15 protein-coding genes and 1 pseudogene are annotated in these 23,321 nt (G+C 55.6%); 10 read left to right on the forward strand and 6 right to left on the reverse strand.

The window, feature by feature from the left end; all coding sequences use genetic code 11:
- Positions 1-496: 496 nt before the first annotated feature.
- The gene (locus Mal15_RS09710) at positions 497-1,705 is read left to right on the forward strand and encodes a DUF1559 domain-containing protein (RefSeq protein WP_147867571.1); all 1,209 of its coding nucleotides are present in this window, start codon (positions 497-499) and stop codon (positions 1,703-1,705) included.
- 245 nt (positions 1,706-1,950) lie between these two features.
- Positions 1,951-2,145, forward strand: a complete 195-nt coding sequence (locus tag Mal15_RS09715) for a hypothetical protein (protein WP_147867572.1) — start codon at positions 1,951-1,953, stop codon at positions 2,143-2,145.
- Positions 2,146-2,602: 457 nt separating this feature from the next.
- Here the strand turns inward: Mal15_RS09715 and Mal15_RS09720 are convergent, their stop codons facing one another.
- The 3 genes from Mal15_RS09720 to Mal15_RS09730 form a co-directional block, all read right to left on the reverse strand.
- On the reverse strand, positions 2,603-4,468 hold the full coding sequence (locus tag Mal15_RS09720; protein ID WP_233903374.1) for an endo-1,4-beta-xylanase: 1,866 nt from the start codon (positions 4,466-4,468) through the stop codon (positions 2,603-2,605).
- A gap of 54 nt (positions 4,469-4,522) precedes the next feature.
- Positions 4,523-7,531, reverse strand: a complete 3,009-nt coding sequence (locus Mal15_RS09725) for an alpha/beta hydrolase-fold protein (protein ID WP_233903375.1) — start codon at positions 7,529-7,531, stop codon at positions 4,523-4,525.
- Between the two features lie 318 nt (positions 7,532-7,849).
- Positions 7,850-12,448: a PVC-type heme-binding CxxCH protein gene (locus tag Mal15_RS09730; RefSeq protein ID WP_233903376.1), complete on the reverse strand. Its 4,599-nt coding sequence runs from the start codon at positions 12,446-12,448 to the stop codon at positions 7,850-7,852.
- Positions 12,449-13,111: 663 nt separating this feature from the next.
- Here Mal15_RS09730 and Mal15_RS09735 point away from each other — a divergent pair.
- The 5 genes from Mal15_RS09735 to Mal15_RS09755 all read left to right on the forward strand — a co-directional run bounded on the left by Mal15_RS09735 (position 13,112) and on the right by Mal15_RS09755 (position 17,537).
- Positions 13,112-13,537: an endo-1,4-beta-xylanase gene (locus Mal15_RS09735; RefSeq protein ID WP_233903377.1), complete on the forward strand. Its 426-nt coding sequence runs from the start codon at positions 13,112-13,114 to the stop codon at positions 13,535-13,537.
- Between the two features lie 78 nt (positions 13,538-13,615).
- Positions 13,616-14,065: a MarR family winged helix-turn-helix transcriptional regulator gene (locus Mal15_RS09740; RefSeq protein ID WP_233903378.1), complete on the forward strand. Its 450-nt coding sequence runs from the start codon at positions 13,616-13,618 to the stop codon at positions 14,063-14,065.
- 69 nt (positions 14,066-14,134) lie between these two features.
- A complete protein-coding gene (locus Mal15_RS09745; RefSeq protein WP_147867576.1) occupies positions 14,135-14,698 on the forward strand; it encodes a flavodoxin family protein in 564 nt (187 codons plus the stop codon).
- A gap of 195 nt (positions 14,699-14,893) precedes the next feature.
- Positions 14,894-16,264: a Gfo/Idh/MocA family protein gene (locus tag Mal15_RS09750; protein ID WP_147867577.1), complete on the forward strand. Its 1,371-nt coding sequence runs from the start codon at positions 14,894-14,896 to the stop codon at positions 16,262-16,264.
- 130 nt (positions 16,265-16,394) lie between these two features.
- Positions 16,395-17,537 carry a XylR family transcriptional regulator gene (locus tag Mal15_RS09755; protein ID WP_233903379.1) on the forward strand — a complete coding sequence of 381 codons (1,143 nt, stop codon included), beginning with the start codon at positions 16,395-16,397 and terminating at the stop codon, positions 17,535-17,537.
- Between the two features lie 67 nt (positions 17,538-17,604).
- Here Mal15_RS09755 and Mal15_RS35115 read toward each other — a convergent pair.
- Positions 17,605-17,817, reverse strand: a pseudogene (locus tag Mal15_RS35115) (helix-turn-helix transcriptional regulator); the annotation flags it as partial.
- Between the two features lie 12 nt (positions 17,818-17,829).
- Positions 17,830-18,345, reverse strand: coding sequence for a PAS domain-containing protein (locus tag Mal15_RS35120; RefSeq protein ID WP_147867580.1), 516 nt, complete (start codon positions 18,343-18,345; stop codon positions 17,830-17,832).
- A gap of 279 nt (positions 18,346-18,624) precedes the next feature.
- On the opposite strand from Mal15_RS35120, the gene Mal15_RS09770 reads away from it, so the two are divergent.
- From Mal15_RS09770 to Mal15_RS09780, 3 genes are all read left to right on the forward strand, one after another.
- On the forward strand, positions 18,625-19,818 hold the full coding sequence (locus tag Mal15_RS09770) for a hypothetical protein (RefSeq protein ID WP_147867581.1): 1,194 nt from the start codon (positions 18,625-18,627) through the stop codon (positions 19,816-19,818).
- A 320-nt stretch (positions 19,819-20,138) separates the two neighbouring features.
- Complete coding sequence (locus tag Mal15_RS09775) at positions 20,139-21,566, forward strand: sulfatase-like hydrolase/transferase (RefSeq protein ID WP_167546706.1); 1,428 nt, start codon at positions 20,139-20,141, stop codon at positions 21,564-21,566.
- 141 nt (positions 21,567-21,707) lie between these two features.
- The gene (locus Mal15_RS09780) at positions 21,708-22,067 is read left to right on the forward strand and encodes a glutamate synthase-related protein (protein ID WP_233903381.1); all 360 of its coding nucleotides are present in this window, start codon (positions 21,708-21,710) and stop codon (positions 22,065-22,067) included.
- Between the two features lie 133 nt (positions 22,068-22,200).
- Here the strand turns inward: Mal15_RS09780 and Mal15_RS09785 are convergent, their stop codons facing one another.
- On the reverse strand, positions 22,201-23,046 hold the full coding sequence (locus tag Mal15_RS09785) for a protein kinase domain-containing protein (protein WP_147867583.1): 846 nt from the start codon (positions 23,044-23,046) through the stop codon (positions 22,201-22,203).
- Between the last annotated feature and the right edge of the window lie 275 nt (positions 23,047-23,321).

Genomic DNA, 23,321 nt, shown 5'->3' on the forward strand with positions numbered 1-23,321 from the left:
TCTGCGTGTCGCAAATCATTCGTCAGTCGGTCGCGAGCTTGCGACGACGGACCGTCCAACGAAAGCTACCAGAAAGCCTTGCGGACCGCAAATCAGTCGCCTTGCGTCGTGTCAATTCATCTTGGCCACATGTGTCACCTGAGGCGCTGCGTGTGTGAACGGGCGTTCGGTGGATCGGCGGCGCAGGGGGATTCGCTAGTCGGATCGGCTTTCAGCGGGATGTATCACGCCCAGTTGGTTTACTCGTTGTTAATGAATGAGCAGAGCGATACGAGCCCGAAGCGCGAGCGAGCGGATCCGCCCTCTCCCCCTTGCTCGCGCTGCGGGCTTGTCAATCAACAGGCCGCTGACACGTCATGAACACGCCGACGCAAATCGTTTGTTGGTCGACGCAATAAATTATTTCCACCCCGCCTGGACGATGGTACCGTGGCGGCGGATCGGGGGGCTCCGCCCGGCCACTTACTATTCTCTTCTTTTTCCTAAGGTCATTTGTATGAACCGAACGTCCAAAGCGGGGTTCACACTCGTTGAACTCCTGGTCGTGATCGCGATCATCGGCATTCTGGTCGGGCTCTTGCTGCCGGCTGTTCAAGCGGCGCGTGAAGCTGCCCGACGCATGAGTTGCAGCAACAATTTCAAACAGCTCGGGCTGGCGATCCACAACTACCATTCCACCTACAAACGGATACCCGCCCACGGCGTCGGGACGACCTCCAATCCCAGTGCCGGCAACGCTTGGTGGGCCTCCAACGCGTTGGCAAACAATCGCCGCTTGAGCACACTGGTCGGGATTCTGCCGTTTATGGAACAGCAGTCGATTTGGGAACGGATCAGCAACCCGATGGATATCGACAGTGACGGCGTGATCGACTTCCAATCGATGGGGCCGACGCCGGACAACATCGACTATGAACCTTGGACGATGGAGATCCCCACCTACCGTTGCCCGAGCGACCCCGGTGTCGGACTGCCGGCACTGGGCCGCGCCAACTACGCCGCCTGTTTGGGCGACAGCACTTGGCAAACCATGGTCGGTCCTTGGGACGGCGACCTGATGGAGCCGGTCGCGTCGGTCCGTTTCCAGCGTGCCCAGGCAGGGCACCGCGGTTTCTATAAACCACGCGATATCAGCGGGCGGTTCCGCGACGTTCTCGATGGCCTGTCCAACACGATCGCCATGGGCGAGATCGCAACGTACTTGGGCGACACCGATGCTCGGACCGTCTTGCCCAGCGACGGCGGAACACTGGGCAACAACAACGGTTCGATGAACGCGATCCGCGACAATCCGGGTGCCTGCGATGACTTCGTCGATCCCGATCGGCCGCGGTTTTGGCTTAACGGTGCCTCACGAGCGACTCGTGCGAGAGGTTTCCGCTGGGCAGATTTCAAACAAATCTTCACCGGTTGCTTCACCATCCTGCCTCCCAACGACATCTACTGTTCGCGTCACAATGGCGACGACCTGACGGGGACCGCTCCGATGTCCAGCCGACACCAAGGCGGCGCGCATGTCCTGATGGGAGACGGTGCGGTCGTCTTTATCACCGATTCGATCGAAGCCGGCAGCCGGAATCACGGTGACGTCTGGATCAACGGAACCGGGCCCCGAGCACCGGGCAACAAGAGCCCCTACGGGCTTTGGGGCGCCTTGGGAACCCGAGCGGCCAGCGAGACTATCGAAGAACAGTTGAACCAATAACGTCCCCAAGCTCGGACATCAAAAGGAAGGCGACATGACTCCTGTGTCGCCTTCCTTCAAGTCGATGGCCCCTAGCTGGACAGCGACACTTTGAGGATGAAACAAAGTGAATCGCGATTCAAACGTAGCCACCTTCGCCAGAAGGTGGTTCCCGGCATTGCCCACGCTCTGGCGAGCGCCGCGACGTCATGGGGAAGCGATCCGAACAGGCTTTCCGAAATACCGAATTCTTCAAGCGAGTTAATATGAACACACGATCTCTCCTGCTGTGCGTCGCCGCCACCGTCTCACTTTCTCTGACGCTCGGCGGCTGCGCGGAATCCAAACCGACCTCGGTCACCCAGGACGCCGACCAAGCGGCTATCGACGCCTACAAGGAAATGGAAAAGCAGATCGAATCGGAAACCATGAGTGAAATGGCCGAGGACGACCTGCAATAGCCGGCTGCAATCGCAGAGCGATCGTTGGCGAACAGATTCGCCCGTCAAAACCGCGTTAATCACTGTCCCCGGAAGGACGGCTCGGCGAAGGTGGATTCCGCGGTTTGCCGACCACCACACTCGGTGCTCGCTGGGGACGGCGAGCCACGCCGGCAGGGCGCGTGGGCAGGCGTGCGCGTGGGATCGATTCTGTCAACGAAAGGAATTCATCATGGTCCAGTTTCTATGCGTGACCCGGCCGATTCGTCCTCGGTCGTTGACGTCTTTTTGCGTGTCGTTCCATCGTGACGCTGGTGATCCTTGCCGTCGCCATGTTCAATCGGAGCCCACTCCGAGCCGATCCTGCCACTCGGCCCAATGTCTTTTTGATCCTGGCCGATGAAAAGTGACATTGGCTCAAAGTGAAAGGTAACAAACACCGAGAAACGTGCGGAGTTTCTCGTTTTCGACGGTTACTCTAGATCACTGTTGTGTTGGTTTTGCCGGAGTAAATGCTGTCGACGCTCGCGTCCTGTTCGATGATCCAATCCAAGGCAGCAAGCAGGTGAGAGGAATTCGTCCGCTGACGAGATGATTCACCACGTCGCTCCAATTGATCGAGTGGTCCAATGCCGAGAACATGGTATCCGTGCGATGCAATCTCGTTCAGAAAATTCTTGTGTTCATCGGTTGTGTTTGCACACGCACCGTTCCACCACAACAGTATCGGTAGCTTCCGTTCTCTCCCAAAAGCAGACAAATACTTGGGGCGATAGATCGTCATGCCGGCTAGCGTTGTTGACTCCGTGGCGATCGCCGAATAGGGACCTTGTCCACCATCTTCCACCTCAATTTGCTTTGGTGATTCTGCTTCTTGGTCAGCCTCTGTTTCATCGGTCAGCTCGATAATTTTGGCATAGGCGGGCTTGGGATTGTTGTTCCCGTCGAAGAGTAGCGGATATTGTCCCCAGCGCCACGTGCGTCGGTCGTTCAGACCCCAGAAGGTGACTCGCTCAATGACCTTTTCGTGCTTGCCAAAAATGGCGAACAGTTTGGCGTAGTCTTCGGCTTGTGCGTTCAAGTCTTCGAGCGAAGGCGGAGTGTTGCTGCGGAATCGACGCCTTCCGAATTGACCGCCGGAATCACCACGAATCGTGACGTCGAGCTCTGTGATGCTGACCTTCAGTCCAAGCGATGCATAGTCGGTGATCGCCTTTTCGATGTCTTCGAAAGGAACTCGCCCGCTTCGCCAATGCCCTTGGATGCCGACGGCATCGATGGGAGCACCCTCGGCAAGCAGTCGTTCAAGCAGCACCATCGAACTTGCATGCTTGGGTCCCGATTCGATGTTGTAGTCGTTGTAGTAGAGCACCGCATCGGGATCTGCCTGTCGAGCAAACTTGAATGCCAAAGTGAGAAACTCGGGGCCGAGCGTTTGCAACCAATTCGAGTTGCGTAGATTCTCCGTCTTCGCGGTTTCAGAGTTCCCACCATCGTTGATGGCTTCATTGACCACATCCCAACTCTGCAACTTCCCTTTGTACCGTCCCGCAAGCGTGTCAATATGTTGTTTCATTCGCTGCTTGACCGTCTCGGGATCGCGCCCCTCGAAGAACCAATTGGGCGTCTGCGCATGCCAAACCAACGTGTGGCCGTGAATGGTCATGTCGTTCTTTTCGGCCCATTCCACGAGAGCATCGGTCCGCTGGAAATCCCAACGATCTTCTGCCGGGTGAACTCGCTCGGGCTTCATGCAGTTTTCGGGAGTGATCGCGGCAAAATGCTCTGCGGCTAGTTTCAACTCCTCTTCCGAATAACGCGAAGGAAGGTCACCGGCCATGCCGACCAAGAATGAATCTTTAAACGCGTCTTTGATAAGGCGATCGATTCTGACTTCGACCACTGGTGTGAAATCTTCCTTCGGTGGTGGCTCGGGAAGCTCACGCGTGGCAAGCGACACCTGGCCGCCCCGCTCTCCAAATGACCTTGTTATCGCGAGATCCTTTCCTTTGCGTTCGCCGCTGTACTCAATACGAAACTCTCGGTCGCCGAACTGGCGGACCTCTGCAAAACTGAGTGAATCGTTGTTGACTTTCACATCGACGAACTCGACTTTGCGTTGATCGTCGCGAGTATCCACTTCCGCGTGTGCGGCTGCATCGCCGGCGTCATTGATCGCAATATGGAAGCGGTAAGTCTGCAATCCGAAGGGGGAATCGAATTGGCAATGCCAAGTGCCAGTCACACTTTCGGAATTCTGCTCTGACAAAGCATTTTCTTGGCCCAGCGTGAACGTGGCGGACAACGCGATGCAGCAAAAGCCAACAATCGATTGAAATGACATACGGCGATATCCGATGTGGTTTTGGAAGTTGCAGTGATCAATTGGCGAAATGGCTTATTCGGCGACCACGCCCTCTGAGGCCAACGATGAAAGCATTGCAGCGGCATATCTCTTACCAAACTCGCGAGACCCTTCCGAGTTGAAATGCAGTTTGTCGTCGGTCGGCAAACCTGCTGACGATATTACCCGAGCACCCGAGATTGCTTCCGGTAAGGTCGCGATGATCGCGTTGTGACTTGCACATCGGCCTCCCTGATCAGCGTGCACCATCTCTCCGGCCAACAGTGGCACCTCGTTTGGATCTAAATCGAGGTCCTTCATCAAGTCGTCATAGACAGACTTGACTTTCTCGGGCCACTCTTTGTCCCCGGTATTGGATTCGCCTTGATGGAGAAGAATCCCATTGATGACGCCGTGCTTCTTCGCCTCTCTAGCCATGTCGACAAGGTACTGATAAGGATTTCCCTCGTAGGCTTTGACAATGTTTTTCAACCAATCTCGCTCGCCGTCGATATAAGACTGAAACGACTGCTTCTGATACAGTTCGATTTTGCATCCGGGCACACAAACCTTGATGATTCCAACGCGGACGTCGTCTGGAAGCGAATGAACCATCGCTTTCCCGAAGGAATCGACCATACAGATTCCTCGTCCGCGAGCAGCCAGCGGTGGGACGGCGTGGTACCAGCTTCCTTTCTGCCAGCCCCTTTGTTCATTGTCAAAGTCGGCCATCACCAGCAGACGCTCGGGTACGTCTCGGTCAGCGTCATTCATCCGCCCGCCGCTATCCATGTTGGATTGGCCGAAGCAGAGATAAATGTGGAAGTTTGGGTCGACCGAGTCGGCCATTACGACGGCCTGTTGTGGCTGAGCATCCGCCCCACGTTGCATTGCTTCCTTCGCGTTCTCGGACACCAGGTCGTCAACGGACTTAGACCTTGTCGCTGTTGCCTTTTCCGTTGCGAAGTCACCTACCTTTCGCGAAAACAGGATCGTGTCGCCGTCAATCTGCCCCTCGTATTCGATGCGAATCTCGTTTCCACCAAAATTCAGGTTTTCGACGAACGAGATGGTATCGCCGGTCCGTTTGACCTGCTCAAAGGTGACATCGCGCGAGCGACCGTTGACTTCCGCTTTCGCTGTCGCAGACAGCTTGCCGCCTTCCTTGCCAAAAGTCATTGCGTAGCTTTGAACGCCGATTCGAGTGTCGAAGTCGACCTTCCAGCTGCCTAACAGGCTGTCTTCAGGCTGAAACAACAGAGGGGCGAATTCCTTCAAGCTGCGTCGCCAAGTCTGCCATTCGTGGGCGGTTTCGGGAGACAGGTAGTAGTGGGCATCGATTCCCATCTCTTTTAATTGCTTCACGGAGCCGGCCGGGTTGCCTCCCCGACGAGTTCGACCGCCGTCGACTTCTTTGCTTCCGTAGCTAACAAACACGAGTTCGATTTTGTCTTTGAACCCTTCCGTGTTCTCGACATCTTCTTTTCCAATCGTGGCTCCACTAAAAAGCCCGATGTGTGAAAACTTGTCAAGGTTGCGTAGCGTGATTGACTTCGTTTCCATGCTACCCATCGACAGTCCAGCCATGGCACGATTTGGTTGATCGGTCAAAGTGCGGAAGTTCTGGTCGATATGTGGGACGAGTTCATCAACGAGGACCGTTTCAAAATCCTTGATATCAAAGTTCTGAAGCCCGCCAATGCGGACTTCGTTGGTCATGCCATAGGTCATGACGATGATGAAGGGCTTCGTCTTTCCTTCCGCGATCAAATTGTCCATGATCAGACCCGCGTGGCCTTGGACGCTCCAGCCGTATTCGTTTTCGCCCCAACCGTGCTGCAAGTACAGCACTGGGTAGCGTTCGTTTTGATTGCTGTCGTATCCCGGAGGTGTGTAAACGAAAGCTCGCCGCTCGGAATCCGTGCTCTCTGAATGGAAGTAGATCTCGCGAACTTGGCCGTGAGAGACATTTTTCAGTGCATAGAATTCGCGATCGTGGGCAGGAATTTCAATTCCACTCCCCCAACGCATTGCTCCGAAATAGTATTTGCTGTTGGGATCAGGTACGTGAGCACCGTCGATAATCAGCTCATAGTAGTGGAAGCCTTCATCAAGTGGTCGTGAGTATCCGGTCCAAGCGCCATCGTCGCCTTTGACGAACTCCGTGCTGTCGCGAAATGTCGTTGCCACGCTCTTCGCTTCCGGCGCGACGACTCGAAACTTGATTCGGCCTTGGGAATTGACTTGTGGGTAGTCTCTTCCAGCTTGGTTGGTGGGCGCCGGCTGGAAATCGTCTTTGATGCCTTCTGGAAGATTACTTCCAGCAGCCGCGTTCTGATCTTTGTCCGCAGAAGGCTGTTTATTCGAATTGTTGGTATTGTCTTCCTGCAGCCCTGAGGCCTTGGATGTCTCCTGAAATACCAATTGAGCAAAATAATACAGATTGTTCCGCCAGTGGGTCGGATCGTGTCCGTGCGAGTCGACGTTCCAGATGTGTGGAATGTCGTTCTCATTCAAATAACGCTGCAGACGTTGACTGATTCGGATCAATCCGTCTTTGCTTCCACATGACAGATAGAGTAGCTCGAGTTGTTCCTTCGTCTTTTCTGGATCGGGGACCAATTCCTCTGGGGCCTTGGTATTGGGCGCCGACGAGAATCCGCCGACCCAGGCAAACGTGTCCAGGTTGGTCAGTCCGAAGTTCAGCGACTGCCCACCGCCCATCGACAAGCCGGCCAGGGCTCGGTGTTCTCGATCGGCCTGAACGGAATAACGCGACTCGATGGTGGGAATGACGTCATCGAGCAAGTCTTTCTCAAAAACGGCAAATGCTGGAGCACTCGCCATCACATTGCCTTCGGCGCGATCATTCTTCTGCGCGCGGCCGTTCGGCATCACCACAATCATTGGAACCGCTTTGCCATCCGCGATCAGGTTGTCAAACAACACATCAGGTGTCGCAAAACGCTGCCACTCGGTCTCGTCGCCACCAATGCCGTGCAACAAATACAAGACAGGGAACTTCTTCTCGCTCGAGTACCCCGGGGGCGTGTAGACGTTCATCTTGCGAGTCGTGCCGACCGTCTTCGACTCATAGTCGATCATCTCCAACTTGCCGTGCGGAATGTCTTCTCGCTTTGCAACGATGCTATCTGCAGGATCGGGATAAGTTTGCTTGTCTTCGGGACCAAGTTCGATCGGGCCGCCGAATCCGCCTCCGCGACGACCTTGGCGAGGACGTTCCGGGTTTTGCTCCTGTGCTTGGGCAACGGCACAGGCAAGCTGTAGCATGCCGAGTAGGGCTAGAGCAACAAATTTTCTCATGAGAGGGTCTCGATATAGAAGAAGAGGAGAAGGAACGTCAACGAATCACCGTCAGGTCTAGTGAGCTTCACCTGCAAACTCGACGGTCACCGCAAACACGAGCGGAAGCGAAAAGTCACCGCCTTTCAAGAATTCGATTTTCGTAAGTGCTTTGTCAGCTTCGGCGGGAATCTTCAAGTAGCGAATTTGCTTGCCGCCAGCTTCAATCGCCTTCTTCGATTCCGGCACATCCTCGCCCGCTTGGTAAGTCACGATGTGCTTGCCGTTGACCAATTCAAAGTCACTTGTGCTTCCGTCAGCGTAATGACGACGGACGATCATGCTGGTCGTTTCATCCTTGAAACGTGGGTAGGCAGCCCAGGCGACGCCCCCCAATATGTGAATCGTTTTCACGTTTCCAGCGCAGTCGAGGCTAGCCGATTCTGGCAACGTGCTTGGGAATCGCGATGATTGACGTTGCAAACCGATGATATTGGCGATCCGATCTCCCTGGGGATCGACCAATTCGAACGGAACGCCCTCGACCTCTACACGCCCATAGGAATCGAGTACAAACTCGTCTCCAGGTCGTCCGCGGAATCCGGGGAGGCCTTTTTTGCTGTTGATGGTCGCAGAGTTAGAGATGTTCAGCGGCGCGTACTTGCCACGTTTGGCAAGAAACGAAAGCAGATCCGCCATTTCAGTTTTACTGATCGAGCTTTCAAAACCCTCTGGCATCAATGACTTGTGCGACGAAGTCAATTGCTCGATGTCTTCGCGAAGGACCAGCTTTTCTTTGCCTTGCGTGTCGATGATGCGTAGCGAGTTTGCCGACTCGCCGGCTAGCATTCCGGAGAGCACATTTCCGTCGACGGTCAAAATCTGGTACGTGCGGAAGTTGCTTTCGACGCTTCGCGATGGATCGAGGACGTTCATCAAGATTTCTTCTTTGGGATGAACCGCCATGCCGGTCAAGTTAGGACCGATTTCTTGCCCGATTTCGCCATGAATGTGACAAGCCGAACAATGCTTCTTGAACATCGCCAGGCCGTTCGTCACATCGCCTTCCACGGCAGCGACCGGTAACCATTGATCGACCAATGCTTGGCGATTAGATGTTACCATCGCACCTCGCGTTTCCATCAAATCCTTCGCTCGCGATGCTATCGATGAGGTGGGGTGGTTCAGTAAGGCTTGGCGTTGATCGAGCTGAAGATCATTGAATTGCACTTGTCCATCGGCAATGGCGTCCAGCAAATCTTCAGTGCTGTCGGCTCGGGATAAAAGCAACGTCAGAACTTGGCTACCGAGTTTTGGACCCAGCGAGGATTTCATGTCCAACAACGTTTCGGAAAGACCATTCACGCGGGCGGCCTGCAGTGAGTTCAGTGCCGCGATCCCAGTTTCTGGAGCCAGTTGAGGTGTAAAGAATGCCTCAACCGCGTCGAGAATCTTTGGACTCATTGGTGCAAGGCGAATCGCTTGATCCCAAGCACTCAGACGCTTCGCTGAATCGGCATCCGCGTCCAAAGCGGTTGTCAGCAGATCGTCCTGTATTTCACTGACGATCTCGTTTAGGTTCGTGATCGACCACTTGTCGGCTACCGCCAGGATCGCGGCTTTGCTTTCGACCGAAGTGTCGTTGGCTAAGAACCGGTCACGAACAATTTTCTGCGATGACTCGGGAAGATTAAGAACCAGATCTCGCGGCCAACCCTTTGCCAAGCCTTCCCAGACCGTGACGGCGACTGGTGAATCGGGCGAGATTTCAAGCAGCTCGCTGATTTGCTCAGCCGCGGGATTGCTCCTCGCGAGGTGCTCCGCCAGAACGGAAATCCGTTGACCCAGCGAATTCGCGGCGGACGGACTCATCTTGCCGAGCGCCACGATCGCCGCAGCAGGATCGGTCGAAGCAGCGGCAGTCCATGCGTCCAATAAAACGCTATCGTCTTCGATCGAAGATACCAAGCCAGCAAGCTCGTCACCGTTGATCGCAGCGTTCGCTTTTCCTTCGGCAACGCGCAGCAACAAGGTCAATCGCACTTTGGGGTCGACGTCGTTTTGCAGACCCGCTTCAATCGCCTTGGCGACTTGACCGCTACCGCAACTCGCGATTGCCGCGTTGCGCACGGGGCTGGATACATGATCGAAACCGGCGGCACACGCCTTTGCCAGTGCAGCGACTGCTGACTCGTTACCCGGTTCCGACAAGCCTGCGAGCGTCCAAATCGCATGCATCGCGGCTGGGTTCAATCCGATCTCGTCGACTTGATTGTTGTCGACCAATGAAACGAGAGCATTGAGCGTCGCATCGTCAGTCGCCGCACGTTCGACCAAAAGACGCTGTGCCGTTCGACGCCAAAAGAAATTGTCGTTACTGAGTGCCGCAACCAACTTCGCGTTCTCTGCATCAGCGAGTTGTAACGTTCGCGTCGCAGAGCCGCTGCCGGCCTCGTCGGTCACCAGTCGATAGACTCGGGCAAAACGTTTGTCGCGCAGGTCACTTTCATACGCAGCCCCTTTACCGGTTTGGAAACCGTTGGGCGTTGGGTTGTGCTGAACAATGTAGTTGTACCAGTCCAAGACCCAAACGTTGCCATCGGGACCGACCTCCGACATGATCGGCGCCGACCAGTCATCGATGCTGGCAACCGTGTTGAACATGTTCCGACTGCGATAGCTTGCACCGTCCTTCTCCAGCACGAACGAACCGACGAGATGCCCCGTCGGACCGCAGACCATTTGAATGCGGTTCCACCAAGTCGGTGGATAGTTGCGTGCGGTGTAGATTGCTGAGCCGCATCCGGCCGTGAATCCGCCGTGCCAGTCGACCTGACGGATGCGATCATCGATCGGGTCGAATCGATGTGACTGGGCAATATTCTGAAGAGTCTCGGGCGACCAGCCGGCGACTTGATCGTAGTACCGGTTGGGGATCGGCATGTGAACGCTCGGGCAACCGTTGGCCGTTGAACCAAAGACATAGCCTTCCTCGCTGAAACCTAGCCCCCAGGTGTTGTTGTTCGTGCCTCGCATGAACTCCAATGTATCGACACGGATTGTGTGCTGATCGAAGTCGCTTGATTGGTTGTCTGCGACTTTGCCCGTTTCTGCGTCGATCGCATAGGCTGGCGCTGTCTCATCCGAGGCACCCGCCTTGACCTTGAATCGCCAAAACCCTTGGCGGAAACGCATTTGCGGTTCGCCGTTGATGACGGGCTGGGAATTGTTGTAGCCCTGCATGCCCCAGATCCAATTGTCGGGGCCATACTGAAAATTGCTAACGCCGCCGTGGGTGTCCCCCAGCGCCCAGCCGGTAATCAGCGACTGTCGAAAATCAGCTTTGTTGTCGCCATCGATGTCCTTCAAATAAATCGTCTCTTCGCCGTCCTGGACGATCGCACCACCCCGGTAGCAAACCAATGTCGACGGTATGCTAAGGTTTTCCGCAAAGACGGTGAACTTATCGGCCTGGCCATCGTTGTCGGTATCTTCGCAAATCTTGATGCGGTCGCGGCCGACAGCTGATTTTTCTTTCAGTTCATTGGGATAGTCCACCGTTTCGCAAATCCACAGACGCCCGTCCTCGTCCCAGGTCATTGCGATCGGCTTGCCCTTTAGCCCCGCGGTCTTGTCCTTTTGTTGGCGATCGCTGGGCCACTTGTCGGTCGACTCCTTGGCCCAGATTGCAAGATGCATGCCTTCCGGAGTCGCGAATGCTTTGATGGATTCTTCTGCTGGTAGAGGATCTTGCATCTTCGAGAACGGTTCGGCCTGCGTTCCCCACTGGGCACCCGGCGTGTAGTTGGGGATCTTCGCCCCCACGTCTGTCGTTGCAAATTGTTCATCGTCGACCGAAGGCGGATTCATCGCCGGCGCGGAAAAGGGACGATTCGCAGCGACGACCGCACTCGCTTTGGGATCTGTAGGTTCAACACTGTCGGCCGAAGCTGCGGTGAGCGTCTGACCACAGGCCCACAGAACACCGCGTGCGAGCAACTTTTGAAAGTCATCGTTGGACCACGTCCGATGATCGTGACCCCACGCGGTATAGAAAACGCGTCCTTGTCCGCTCGTCCGAATCCATGTGTAGGGTTCACCATCGGGATCGCTCACGGGGCCGGATTCGTCGCTCCGTGTCTCAAGAACGGTCATGTCCGGGTTGAGCTTGCTGTGGCGGTAGCTTTCGTCCATCGACCGAACCGGTTTCAGCCCCCGCATGATCTCATGGTCAGAAGCCACGATCTTGGTTTCAAAGCGAGTGAACCCGTGACTTCGAAACTGACCGCCAACCAATTCGATGTACTTATCGGAATTGAGAAAACAGAACGACGCGCAGTGAACAGGAATCAGGCCTCCACCATTGTGAACATAGTTCAGCAGAGCCGACTCGGCGTCCGGTGTGATTTGCTCAATGTTTGCGAAGACCATCAGCCCTTCATAATTGGCGAGATGATCTTCGTTGAGGTCGCTCAGTTTCTCCGTGTAAGTAAATTCGATCCCTTGCTCTCGGAGCGGCCCAGCCAAATGCCGATAGAATTCGGATGGCCTATGGAATCCTCTGTCGCCAAGCATCAATACCGAGACTTGCGATTCCTGAGCCGATGCGAAGCCGCAGGCGAGAAAAATAAGGATGAGCAGATTTGCAGTTGCAGCGTGTTTTGATAGAGCAGTCATCTTGTTTCTGGTAGGCCGATTTGGTTGACGGTGCAAACTCCACCAGCTCGATGTCCATCTAAGCAGATAGAGCTGGATTTTCGGTGGACAACATGCCGCCATCAATGGGACGAGATATCGCGAATGATGGAACGGCGGCGCGGTGCGTTATAGCCAGATTGAGCTCAATGGAAATGAGGAATTGCGCACCTGGACGGAGATATTGCACAAGTTCGCAGCAGATCCGCTCGGCAGATAACCGTGCGTACACGCATAAACCCCAGGCCGGTCTGAAAGTTCTGCAAATCGGTGAGGCAATCCATTGTTTTCGGGGATATTTCGATTCCATTGGGCGAATTCAACGGAACGACGCGCCACCTCCTAGTGAGCGTTAGATTTACATTGCGCGGCAGCAGCGGGGTATTCGCTCAAGTTGGCGACGCTGCGTCATTTGGGCCAGCGTCCATTTGCCAGGCTGCGCGGACAGTGACGATGTGGACCGCCATTGCAAAGAACCGCCCCCTCAATGCGCGTGGAATGGTTTCAAAAGTTGGGGCTACGTCTTCATGTGTTTGTTGTGTACACTTTTCCGAAGTGGAGTTATTTCACAGGTTCATCTCGGTGGTCTCGTTAGAGAATCCGACTCGCGTGCAGAGAAGACGCAAGCATCAACACAGGCACTTCATGCGATTCAGATCTTTGCTCGTTTTTCTATCTTTTACACTCTCCTTGGTTATTGTGGGTGATTCAGCCGCCCAAGAGAGCAACGGACCAACTGACACGGCCACATTGAAGGAAGTGGTCGGCAATCGCCTTAAGATTGGCGTTGGGGTGGGTGAACAGATTCTTGCACCTGAGAATTGCATGAAGCCGCAGTGCATTCATCCTGCGGAAGATCGCTGGAACTTCGCCGCACCGGATCGCTTCGTCGCGTTCGCGAGTCAGAACAATCTGGAAGGTGTCGGTCATTGCTTGGTTTGGGCCAAGGATGATCGAACCGACAAATGGATGAAGAGCGGCAAAGATGGGAACGCTGTATCGCGAGCCGAATTGCTCGCGAGAATTGAAGGTCACGTCGCCACGGGTGTCCCTTCGGAGACTGATCCATGATGGGGGCATCACAAACGCCCATGGATCGGCGAGGGCGGCCATCAGACATTTTCTTTCGCGTTGGAGTCGCTTAAATAGATGAAGGAATCCACACAGCAAGAGCGAGAGTTGCCATTAGCATTGCGTGCGGCCTACATGGCGCTTCACCGCAACACGGAAGCAGCGTTTGCTCAGCATGGCGTGACCGCTGACCAATTTGTGCTTCTATTGGCACTCTCCGAGGGCCAAGCATTAACGCAGCGTGAACTAGCGGACCGAATCTCCTCTGACCCGAGTACGGTCCGAGCGATGCTGGTGTTGCTGGAGAAGATGGAACTGATCCAAAGGGCAAGCCACCCAACCGATTCCCGAGCAAAAACCGTAGCACTGACTGCGAGCGGAAGGCGAAAGCTGCGCAAGCTTTGGAAGGCCGGGCAATCCATCCGCGATGAAATGTACGGCTGCATGACGCCGGATGAGGCGGACACGTTGATCCGCCAGTTAAGAAACATCACTTCCACGCTCAATCAAGAAAAGTCACTCGTTTAGCGTCGGTCAATAGGACGTCGATAAGAGCGTCGATTCTTAGGACTTCGTCACCCACAAACTGAAAGCTCGATGACGAAGATTTTGGTCCTTTACCATTCCAATACCACGAACACTCAGCGTATGGCGGAGCTGGTGGCTGAAGGTGCGCAGCAGCTCGACGAGACTGAAGTCCGGCTGCGTAGCATTGAAGAGGCCGATCATGCGGATTTGGAATGGTGTGACGGACTCGCGCTTGGCTCTCCGACCAACTACGGCTGCGTGAGTTGGCAGATGAAACGGTGGTGGGACCAGCAACCCATTGAAAACTGGGGCAAACGCGACGGAAAGATCGGCTGCGTTTTTTCTTCCGCCGGAGCTTGGGGTGGCGGCCAGGAATGGACCTGCATGGCATTGCTGTCCATCCTGATCAACTACGGTTTTCTCGTTTTCGGCTTGACCGATTACTCCGGCATCAAGTTCTCGGCTCATTACGGAGCCATATCCGCGGGGGCACCTGAGGAGGAACGAGTTCAGGAGGCTTGTCGCCGACTCGGGAGAAGGTTATCCGAGTGGACGGCAAACATGATTCATGGACGAACGGAGGCACATCCTTTGAACCAGTCCTACGAACGTTTTAAAGACCTAGGCAAATAGCTCCCAAGTACGAATGGCACGGGCATAAGCCAATACGCTGAGCCGTAGGCGCTAGCCTCGGGCCCTACCGCCGTGTTGAAGGCGTATCAAGGCCCGCGGCTAGCGCCGTCGGCTCACTAAGCCCGTGCCATTCATCCCAAGTACGATTTCAACGTTTCCCGTTTGTTTCCCCCGCTCTCTTAATGAGGTTCTGCAATGAAGCCGCAAACAAGATTCAACCGACGTGATTTTCTTCAAACGACAGCCGCCGCCACTGCGGCCGGCGTCTTTATAGGTACCAGCTCCGCTTCTCGCGCGCAAGACTCGCCGAATGAACGTCCCGTTTTCGCCACGATTGGACTGCGAAACCAAGGCTGGACGATCACGGACAAGTCAACCAAGTTTGCAGACTTCGCGGCATTTGCCGACGTCGATGCCAAGGTGCTGGGAGCGATCAACGAAAAGCTCGAGAAGAAAACCGGCAAGAAAGCGGAGGGGTACAAGGACTACCGCGAAGTGCTTGACCGCAAGGACATCGACGCAGTGATGATCGCAACACCAGATCACTGGCATACCAAGATCTCCGTCGAAGCGATGCTTGCTGGCAAAGATGTGTACTGCGAGAAGCCGCTGACCTTGACGATCGACGAAGGCAAGTTGATCGAAAAGATCGTCAAACAAACCGGGCGAGTGTTCCAAGTCGGAACCATGCAGCGGACGGAAAACGAACACCGATTCCTCAAAGCCATCGCACTGATCCGTGATGGACGGATCGGCGAGATCCGAAAGGTGACTTGTGGGATCAACGGCGCAACCGGTTCGCCAGTGATCCCTGCGATCGATCCTCCTGAAGGCCTCGATTGGGACATGTGGCTCGGCCCAGCACCTAAGGTTCCATATAGAGCGGGGACCGAAATGCGTCAGGGCTATGGTGGCGGCGTACCGCTCTACACCAATTGTCACTATGCGTGGCGCAATTGGTACGAAACCTCCGGTGGCCAAATGAATGACTGGGGTGCTCACCACGTTGACATTGCGACGTGGGCATTGGGCGCGAGTGAAACCGGTCCAGATAAAGTGACGCCGGTCAGCTACTCATTGCCGGTCGAGTACAAGGATGGCTATCCGACGGTCAGCGATCAATACAACTCGCCGACAAAGTTCGAGATCCACGTGAACATGCCAGGCGACATTCCAATGATCATCACTAGCGAAGGTGACAACGGCATTCTGTTCGAAGGAACCAAGGGTCGATTCTTCGTTAATCGCGGAAGGCTGGCGGGCAAGCCGGTCGAAGATCTGGAAACCAACCCGTTGCCTGAGGACGCAGTGGAAAAAGTTTACGGCGGCCCTGTCAGCGAGAATCATACCGCCAACTTCATCGAAGGCATGCGAGCGCGTGAACAACCGATCTCCGATGTTTGGACACACAACCGGATGCTCGAAACTTGCCACTTGGCAAACATCGCGATCCGCTTGGGGCGTGAACTGAATTGGGATCCGACCAAGCGTGAGATCATCGGCGACGACGAAGCCAATTCGTTTCTCTCACGCGAAAGCCGTAATGGCTTTGAGATCGATATGTAGCGATCAATTCGACACCGTCCCTCCTCGCGCGGACTGCGAGGAGGAAGTGGGCAGCAACTAATCTGGCCGCGTAGATTCCTGTTATTGACTTGTCACGTTTTCACATCCGATGACCCGGCGATCAGTCGCATTGCTTATCGAGACTTCAAACGGCTATAGCCGTGGGCTTTTTGAAGGTGTGATTGCCTACACAAAGGTCCATGGGAACTGGTCTGTTTATTTAACAGAACAGGAGCGTGGTGCCTCTCCCCCCAGTTGGCTCAGGACATGGGGAGGCGACGGGATCATCGCCAGAATCGAGACCGATGCAATCGGTCGTCAACTTGTTCAGTGCGGAGTTCCTATCGTCGACCTCAGTGCCGCAAGGCATATCAAAGGTGTTCCTTGGGCAGACACGGAAGACAAGGCGATTGCCAAACTCGCGTTCCATCACTTTGCCGAACGCGGGTTCCGCAATTTGGCTTACTGCGGAGATGCAGGATTTGATTGGTCACTCAAGCGTGGTCAACACTTTCGTCAGTTCGCTGAATCCGAAGGCTACCGCTTCTTCGAACATCAGTCCGTCGCACGTTACGCTCGAACGTTCAATGCTGTTACCGAAAAACAGCGAATCATGAACTGGATCCGTGAGCTGCCGCGTCCCATTGGGATCATGGGGTGTTACGACTTCAAGGCACAGGAAGTTCTCGATGCATGTCGACAAATGCGTGTTCCTGTTCCAACGGAAATTGCCGTTCTTGGAGTTGACAATGACCACTTGATATGTGAACTGTCGGAACCAACGCTTTCGAGCATCATCCCTGACACGAAACAAACCGGATTTGAGGCGGCAAGTCTGCTCGATCGTATGATGGACGGCGAAACGATCACCGATGAACAGCCACTGGTCACTCAACCACTGGGTGTGAAGCTTCGTGAGTCCACCGACACCGTCGCGATTGAAGACGAGCAAATTGCCAAGGCACTTCAGTTCATACGACGCAGGGCGTCAGCCAACATTCGCGTCACAGATGTCCTTGAACAAGTAGATCTTTCGCGCCGTGCTTTCGAGCATCGATTCAAGAAACTGGTGGGGGTGACACCACATGAAGAGATTCAACGAGTGCGAATGAATCGCGCCAAAGAACTACTGCGTGACACGGACCTGACGGTGCCCCAAATTGCCAATCTTTTGGGATTTGAGCATTCGGAATATCTCGGCGCTGCCTTCAAGCGGGAGGTGGGGGTTTCCCCGGGCGATTACCGACGAAACAGCTCTCACAGCCCTGATTGATTTATGCTTTGAACGTTCCACGATTGGGAGCTAATGCACCGAGCGATTTTGGCTGGCAAGTTTCAAGTTATCGCTGATAGATAGCTCGAAACTCTCGTGGCGTGTGCCCAGTGCGTTTCCGGAATTGCTGAGTAAAAGCGCTCTGGTCACAAAAGCCATGATCACTGGCGATCTCGCTTATCGTTCGGGATGTCTGGGCGAGTGCATTTGCAGCGGATTGAACTCGCGCGCGAAGCATTAGCTCATATGGACTGAGCCCCAGTGCTTCTCGCAACTTGCGATGTAGATGGCGTTACGAGAGGCATAGGGCGTCAGCCATTTCGGCAGTAGTTGATACGTGATTGCAGTGCTCCCGCGCAAAGTCCACGGCCGCTACAACCTCTCGCACGCTCTCATGCATCGTTCGCTGTTCAGCTCGGCGAGTCATCCCCATGACACCAATGACCCGTCCCCGCTGATCTCGCAACGGCAGCTTTGTGGTAAGAAACCAGTCCAATCGCCGCTGCTCATCGTAAAAGAGCTCGAGCCGATTGACGATCGCCTTTCCAGTGCGAAACACACGCTTGTCGTCTTCGCGATAGGACCTCGCGATCTCGGGATGCAGGAACTTTTCATCGGTGGAACCAATCAGCTCAGACTCATTGCTGGCACCACATCGTGCGCACGTGGCTCGATTCGCCGCCATGAATCGGCCCTCCTCGTCCTTGACAAAGACGAATGTATCTGGCGTGAGTTCGAACATTCGCAGCACATCTCGCGGATCCGCAATGCGGCCGAAAAACATGGCCTGGGGTGATGGTTTTCGCATGGCAGGATTTTAACAAACTTTGGCAGGCGTTTACCAGAAGCATTCAGGAATGATGCATATAATCGGCGCCATGTGTTGCTGACAACGAAAGACAACTCCCCGCCTCCCGATCCCCAAAGGTGCTGCTCCGCTGCTCGTGTTCGAGCACGAGCGGGATCAGCAAGAGCCTTTGAAATACATTGCTCCGAGCTTGATGTTCTTGAAGGAATTAGCTACGCGGCTGGAAACTAGATAAAAAGCCGGGGGAGGAGGGTGGAAGTGTGATAGCTCCAAACTCGCATGAGTTCTCTCGCGATTAAAAGGGAAGCAGCCAAAGGAAGACGAGATGAATACCGCGCGTTCGGCTACCCCAGGACGTCGATCACGAAGTCATCGCGATCGACTTTACGTGAGATCGCCACCGTTTCTTATCGCCAGGAAGTCCTAGCAGGAGTCATTTGGCATGTTCGATTCTTTGCGGCGCATTTGGGTCCTGCCATTGCTTGCCATGTGGCTAGCGAGCGGTGTGCGCTCAGATGCACAAACTGTTTCTCTCCTTTCAAGCCCAAATCCTGGCCCGAACGACAGGCGCTCGGCGCATCGCTAGCTGACTACGCCCAGAACGAAGGTTCTGACGTTGGGCTGTTTGAGGATTTTGACGCTGCGGCGCGTCGTATTCTTTCCGACGGCGTTACTCCAAAAGTAACACCCGAGACGACCAGTCGTTGGTTCGACGAAACCGCGGACAGGGTGTTGGCCAATGTTCGGGAGGCAAAGGCAAATATCGGCAACAAACGTGGCAAAGAATTTGATTCGACGATTACAGATCTCACAATCCTAGCTCATCTCGCAAGGTTTCACGCGCGGAGAAGCCTAGCAGCCGTTCACTACAACCTCTATCGACGACGTCAGAAACCGGAGGAACTGGTTGCCGCAGCGCGCGGAGAAGAAATGGCAATTGACGCTTGGCGTGATTTGGTAAACACTGCTGGCAACCGGTACTCCGACGACCTTGCAATGGGGCCGAAAAGCTTCAATTTAGGCGGACACTGGCGGGACGAATTGAAGATACTTGAAACCAACCTTTCGAAACTCCAAGCCCAGGCTGCATCCGTTGACGCCGTGCCACAGGCGGTCGCGTGGTCCCCACGCACCACGGGAGATGTCACGCCGCCTGCTGTCGAACATGATCCTGTGTCGTCGGCAAGACTTCTCAGCCCTTTGCGCATTGTGGCTCGCGTCACTGATCCATCCGGGGTCCAATCACTCAAGTTACGTTACCGTCACGTAACTCAATACGAAGAGTATCGGGAGCTCGACTTTCATCCAACAGAGCGGACCAACGAGTATGCGGCAACGATACCCGGCGGTTTTCTTGTGCCGCAATGGGACGTCATGTATTTCATCGAAGTGATCGACGGAGTCGGCAATGGAGCGATCTGCCCTGATTTCCAGACCCGGGCGCCGTATGTAATCGTAGAATTGGAAAGATAGCTAACCCTCTGCTTCCAATGCCGCGCCGAGCCGTGTTGCTGGCGTCGCTGCTTTCGATTCCTTGCCATTTTCGAGTAAACCTCGTGGGGTTGGCCCAGTTGCCGCTGGGATTTGACTTGGGGGTTGAGAAAGAAGAAACTATTGGCGGGAACCGAGTTCGGTTCCTTGCCGCCAGGGGAGCACCATGCGGTTTGCCGACCGCGATCCTCTGGTTTTTTTGTGCGCTCAACGAATCCGCCTTTCACGGCGGAACGCGACATCGATACGAACGCCGGTAACGCTGAAAGACAGCGCCCGCATTCAAAAGAATGGGATTCAACATGATTCAATTCCTTGCCACGACGCAGGCCGGTTGCCGCCGGTTATTCCCACGTCATTTGCTGCATAGAACAGCTACACTCGCCTTCATAGCAGTTGTCGGCCAGTTAACGCAAACCCCGTTTTTTTCCGTCGCAAAAGCCGATTCGGCGAGCCGTCCAAACATCGTACTAATACTTGCCGATGATCTGGGCTATGGCGACGTGGGGTGTTACGGACAGCGGATTGCCAAAACGCCCAACATCGACGCGTTGGCGAAGCAAGGTGTGCGATTTACGCAGCACTATTCCAACGGCCCGGAGTGCAGTCCGACTCGCACGGCACTGTTGACCGGGCGTTACCAGCAACGTGTCGGTGGGCTGGAGTGCGCGATCGGCACCGGCAACGTGGGACGCTATGACGATGCGATCCGATTGGCCGAGCAGCATGAGTTGGGGTTGCCGGTCGATCATGCGGTCTTGCCGAGCATGCTGACGTCGGCCGGCTATCGGTGCGGTCTGTTCGGCAAGTGGCACTTGGGTTACGAAACCAAATTCAACCCGATGGAATATGGTTGGGACGAATTCGTCGGCTACCTGGGCGGCAACGTCCACTACTTCAACCATCAAGAACTGAGTGACTTGCATGTCCTGTTTCGCGGCCGACAGCCGATCGAGCGCGACGGTTACATGACGCACTTGATCACCGACGATAGCATCGAGTTTATCAAGCGACACAAAGACCAGCCCTTCTTCGCCTATGTCGCCCACGAGTGCCCACACTTTCCCTACCAAGGCCCCGGCGACAAGGACAAGGTCGTGATCGAGGAGAATTGGATGGCGTTGGATTCGTCGGCGTACGTCGCCATGATCGAGGACCTGGACTCGGAGGTCGGCCGGATTCTCAAAACGCTCGATGAACAAGGGATCGCTGACAACACTATCGTGATCTTCGCGTCTGATAACGGCGGGTTTGCCGGCGCGGCAGACATGGGGCCGCTTCGCGGCAGCAAGGGCACGACGTACGAAGGTGGGGTCCGTGTGCCGCTGGTGGTGCGTTGGCCGAATCGCATCCGCGGCGGGACGGTCAGCGATCAGGTGTGTGTGACCTTCGATTTGACGCGATCGATCCTGGCCTTGGCCGGAGCCGATCAATCGCATCTTCAACTGGAAGGCATTGACATCTTGTCGCATGTCGCCGACCAACGCGCGGACGTTGCTCGCACGCTGTTCTGGCGCGGCCGACGTGCAAAAAGGACGTGGACGGCGGTGCGTGAGGGAGATCTGAAATTGGTCCGCAAGCTTGAGGACACGAAGGTGCAGCAATGGTTGTATAATCTGGCCGATGATCTGAGCGAAAGCAACGATCTTGCCGCCTCACGACCGCAAGATGTCAAGCGGCTGGAGCTTTTGATCGACCACTGGGAGAAAGACGTGCGACCGCTTCGCTGACCCGAGGAAATGACATGACCTGGGTAGGGACGACGATCATCATTGTGGTGAGCCTGTTGGCATGGGTTTACGTGCGATATCCTGCAAAAGAAGCACGCGATCCTGCACAACTTTCCGATCATCGGCCATTTCTGATACTGGTTGGAAGCGATCGGGCCGGAGTTGCGGCAGCACATCGTCACCAACAACGACGAAGAGCGACCGTTCAGTCGTGAAGCGATGCTGGCGATCAGATGCATCCAAGCCCAGCGCTGTCATACCGGGGATTGCCCGGCGGGGATTGCCACTCAAAACCGCTGGCTGATGGGCGGATTGGATCCGACCGATAAAGCCAACCGGTTTGCCAACTATGTCGTGACAATGCGGAAAGACTTGCTGCAACTGGGCCGGGCCTGCGGCGTGCCGCATCCGTGCGAAGTTGAGCTAAAGCACTTTGAGATTCTGAACGATGCCTTCGGCACCCAATCGGCCGAGAAGCTGTTCGGTTACCCGATCGCGTAAGCGGATTGATCAGCCGTTTGGCGCGCGTCCGACGACGCCAGTTCCGCGTTCCACGTAGCTACCTTCGCCAGAAGGTGGTTCATCCGTGCCATCCACGCTCGCATCGAGCGTGGCTACATTGGACGCTGGCTCGTTATGCCGCGCGGCGTTGGACCGTGGGGACGATGTGTTCGCCGAGGGTGTCGATTTCCATCCGCAGCAACGTTGCGGTGACCTCGGCCGCCGACGGGCGGTTTTCCGGGGTCTCGTCGACCATGCATTCGACCAGCTCGCAGACCGGGCTGAGCACCTGTTCGTTGCTCGTTTCGACGCGGGCGAGCCATTCCCAGAGCATGCGGCCGGCGGCAAACAGATCGCTCGCCGGAGTGCCGGCCGATGCGTTGACCAACAACTCGGGCGCGGCGTATTTTCGCGTTCCACGGAACGGCGCCGACGGGTCCAGGGTGCCTCGGTGAGCAAAGGCCAAGTCGATCAGCGTCACGTGCCCGTTGCTTCCCACCATCACGTTGTCGGGTTTGACGTCGCCGTGCGTCCATCCGGCGGCATGCATCGCGGCGAGCCCCTGACAGACTTGGCGGATCAACCACAACGCGACCGGCAACGGCTTTCGCGGACCGCTGGACAGATGCCATTTCATCGTCCGGCCATCCAACATCGGCATCGTCAGGTACGGCCGATCACCGGATGCGTCGCCGTCGAGTACGGGAACCACGTTGGGGTGCCGGATCACGGCCCCCGCGGCGATCGAACTGGCGATCCCCAAGCGGCCTTCGGGCGCCGTCGCCACTTTCATCGCATAGTCCCAGCGCGGGCTGCCGACGGCGTCGACCGGCTGGGCGAAACTGACGCAAAACGATGCTCCAGTGCGCAGACTTGATCCCAGTCGCCAGATTCCCAGTTGTTCAGGCAGCGTTGATTCCATGTCGCCGTCGATCGATGTGGTCGTTCCAGGGGCAAAAGAAAGGCCGATTAGGAACATCGACCAATCGAGCGCCGTGCTGGTGATCGGCGGAATCAACCGGCAAAGTCGACCTGAATTACCGGCGATGGGGAGGAGGTGAAAAATGGCAGAATGATTCGGGGCAGAATGATGGGGGGCAAAACGACGGGGGGCAAAATGATGGGGGGAAGACGATGGGGGGAAGACGATGGGGGGAAGACGATGGGGGGAAGACGATGGGGGGAAGACGATGGGGGGAAGACGATGGGCATCGACCTCCCTTGTGGTTCAGGCGACGGGGGAAAACCGCACGA

This window comes from Stieleria maiorica (assembly GCF_008035925.1).
Taxonomy (GTDB): Bacteria; Planctomycetota; Planctomycetia; order Pirellulales; family Pirellulaceae; genus Stieleria; species Stieleria maiorica.

Excerpts from the sequence above, each read along its gene's own strand:
- Mal15_RS09710 (WP_147867571.1), top strand. The coding sequence starts at position 497 with ATGAACCGAACGTCCAAAGCGGGGTTCACACTCGTTGAACTCCTGGTC.
- Mal15_RS09715 (WP_147867572.1), top strand. The coding sequence starts at position 1,951 with ATGAACACACGATCTCTCCTGCTGTGCGTCGCCGCCACCGTCTCACTT.
- Mal15_RS09720 (WP_233903374.1), bottom strand. The coding sequence starts at position 4,468 with ATGTCATTTCAATCGATTGTTGGCTTTTGCTGCATCGCGTTGTCCGCC.
- Mal15_RS09725 (WP_233903375.1), bottom strand. The coding sequence starts at position 7,531 with ATGAACGTCTACACGCCCCCGGGGTACTCGAGCGAGAAGAAGTTCCCT.
- Mal15_RS09730 (WP_233903376.1), bottom strand. The coding sequence starts at position 12,448 with ATGACTGCTCTATCAAAACACGCTGCAACTGCAAATCTGCTCATCCTT.
- Mal15_RS09735 (WP_233903377.1), top strand. The coding sequence starts at position 13,112 with ATGCGATTCAGATCTTTGCTCGTTTTTCTATCTTTTACACTCTCCTTG.
- Mal15_RS09740 (WP_233903378.1), top strand. The coding sequence starts at position 13,616 with ATGAAGGAATCCACACAGCAAGAGCGAGAGTTGCCATTAGCATTGCGT.
- Mal15_RS09745 (WP_147867576.1), top strand. The coding sequence starts at position 14,135 with ATGACGAAGATTTTGGTCCTTTACCATTCCAATACCACGAACACTCAG.
- Mal15_RS09750 (WP_147867577.1), top strand. The coding sequence starts at position 14,894 with ATGAAGCCGCAAACAAGATTCAACCGACGTGATTTTCTTCAAACGACA.
- Mal15_RS35120 (WP_147867580.1), bottom strand. The coding sequence starts at position 18,345 with ATGCGAAAACCATCACCCCAGGCCATGTTTTTCGGCCGCATTGCGGAT.
- Mal15_RS09770 (WP_147867581.1), top strand. The coding sequence starts at position 18,625 with ATGAGTTCTCTCGCGATTAAAAGGGAAGCAGCCAAAGGAAGACGAGAT.
- Mal15_RS09775 (WP_167546706.1), top strand. The coding sequence starts at position 20,139 with ATGATTCAATTCCTTGCCACGACGCAGGCCGGTTGCCGCCGGTTATTC.
- Mal15_RS09785 (WP_147867583.1), bottom strand. The coding sequence starts at position 23,046 with ATGTTCCTAATCGGCCTTTCTTTTGCCCCTGGAACGACCACATCGATC.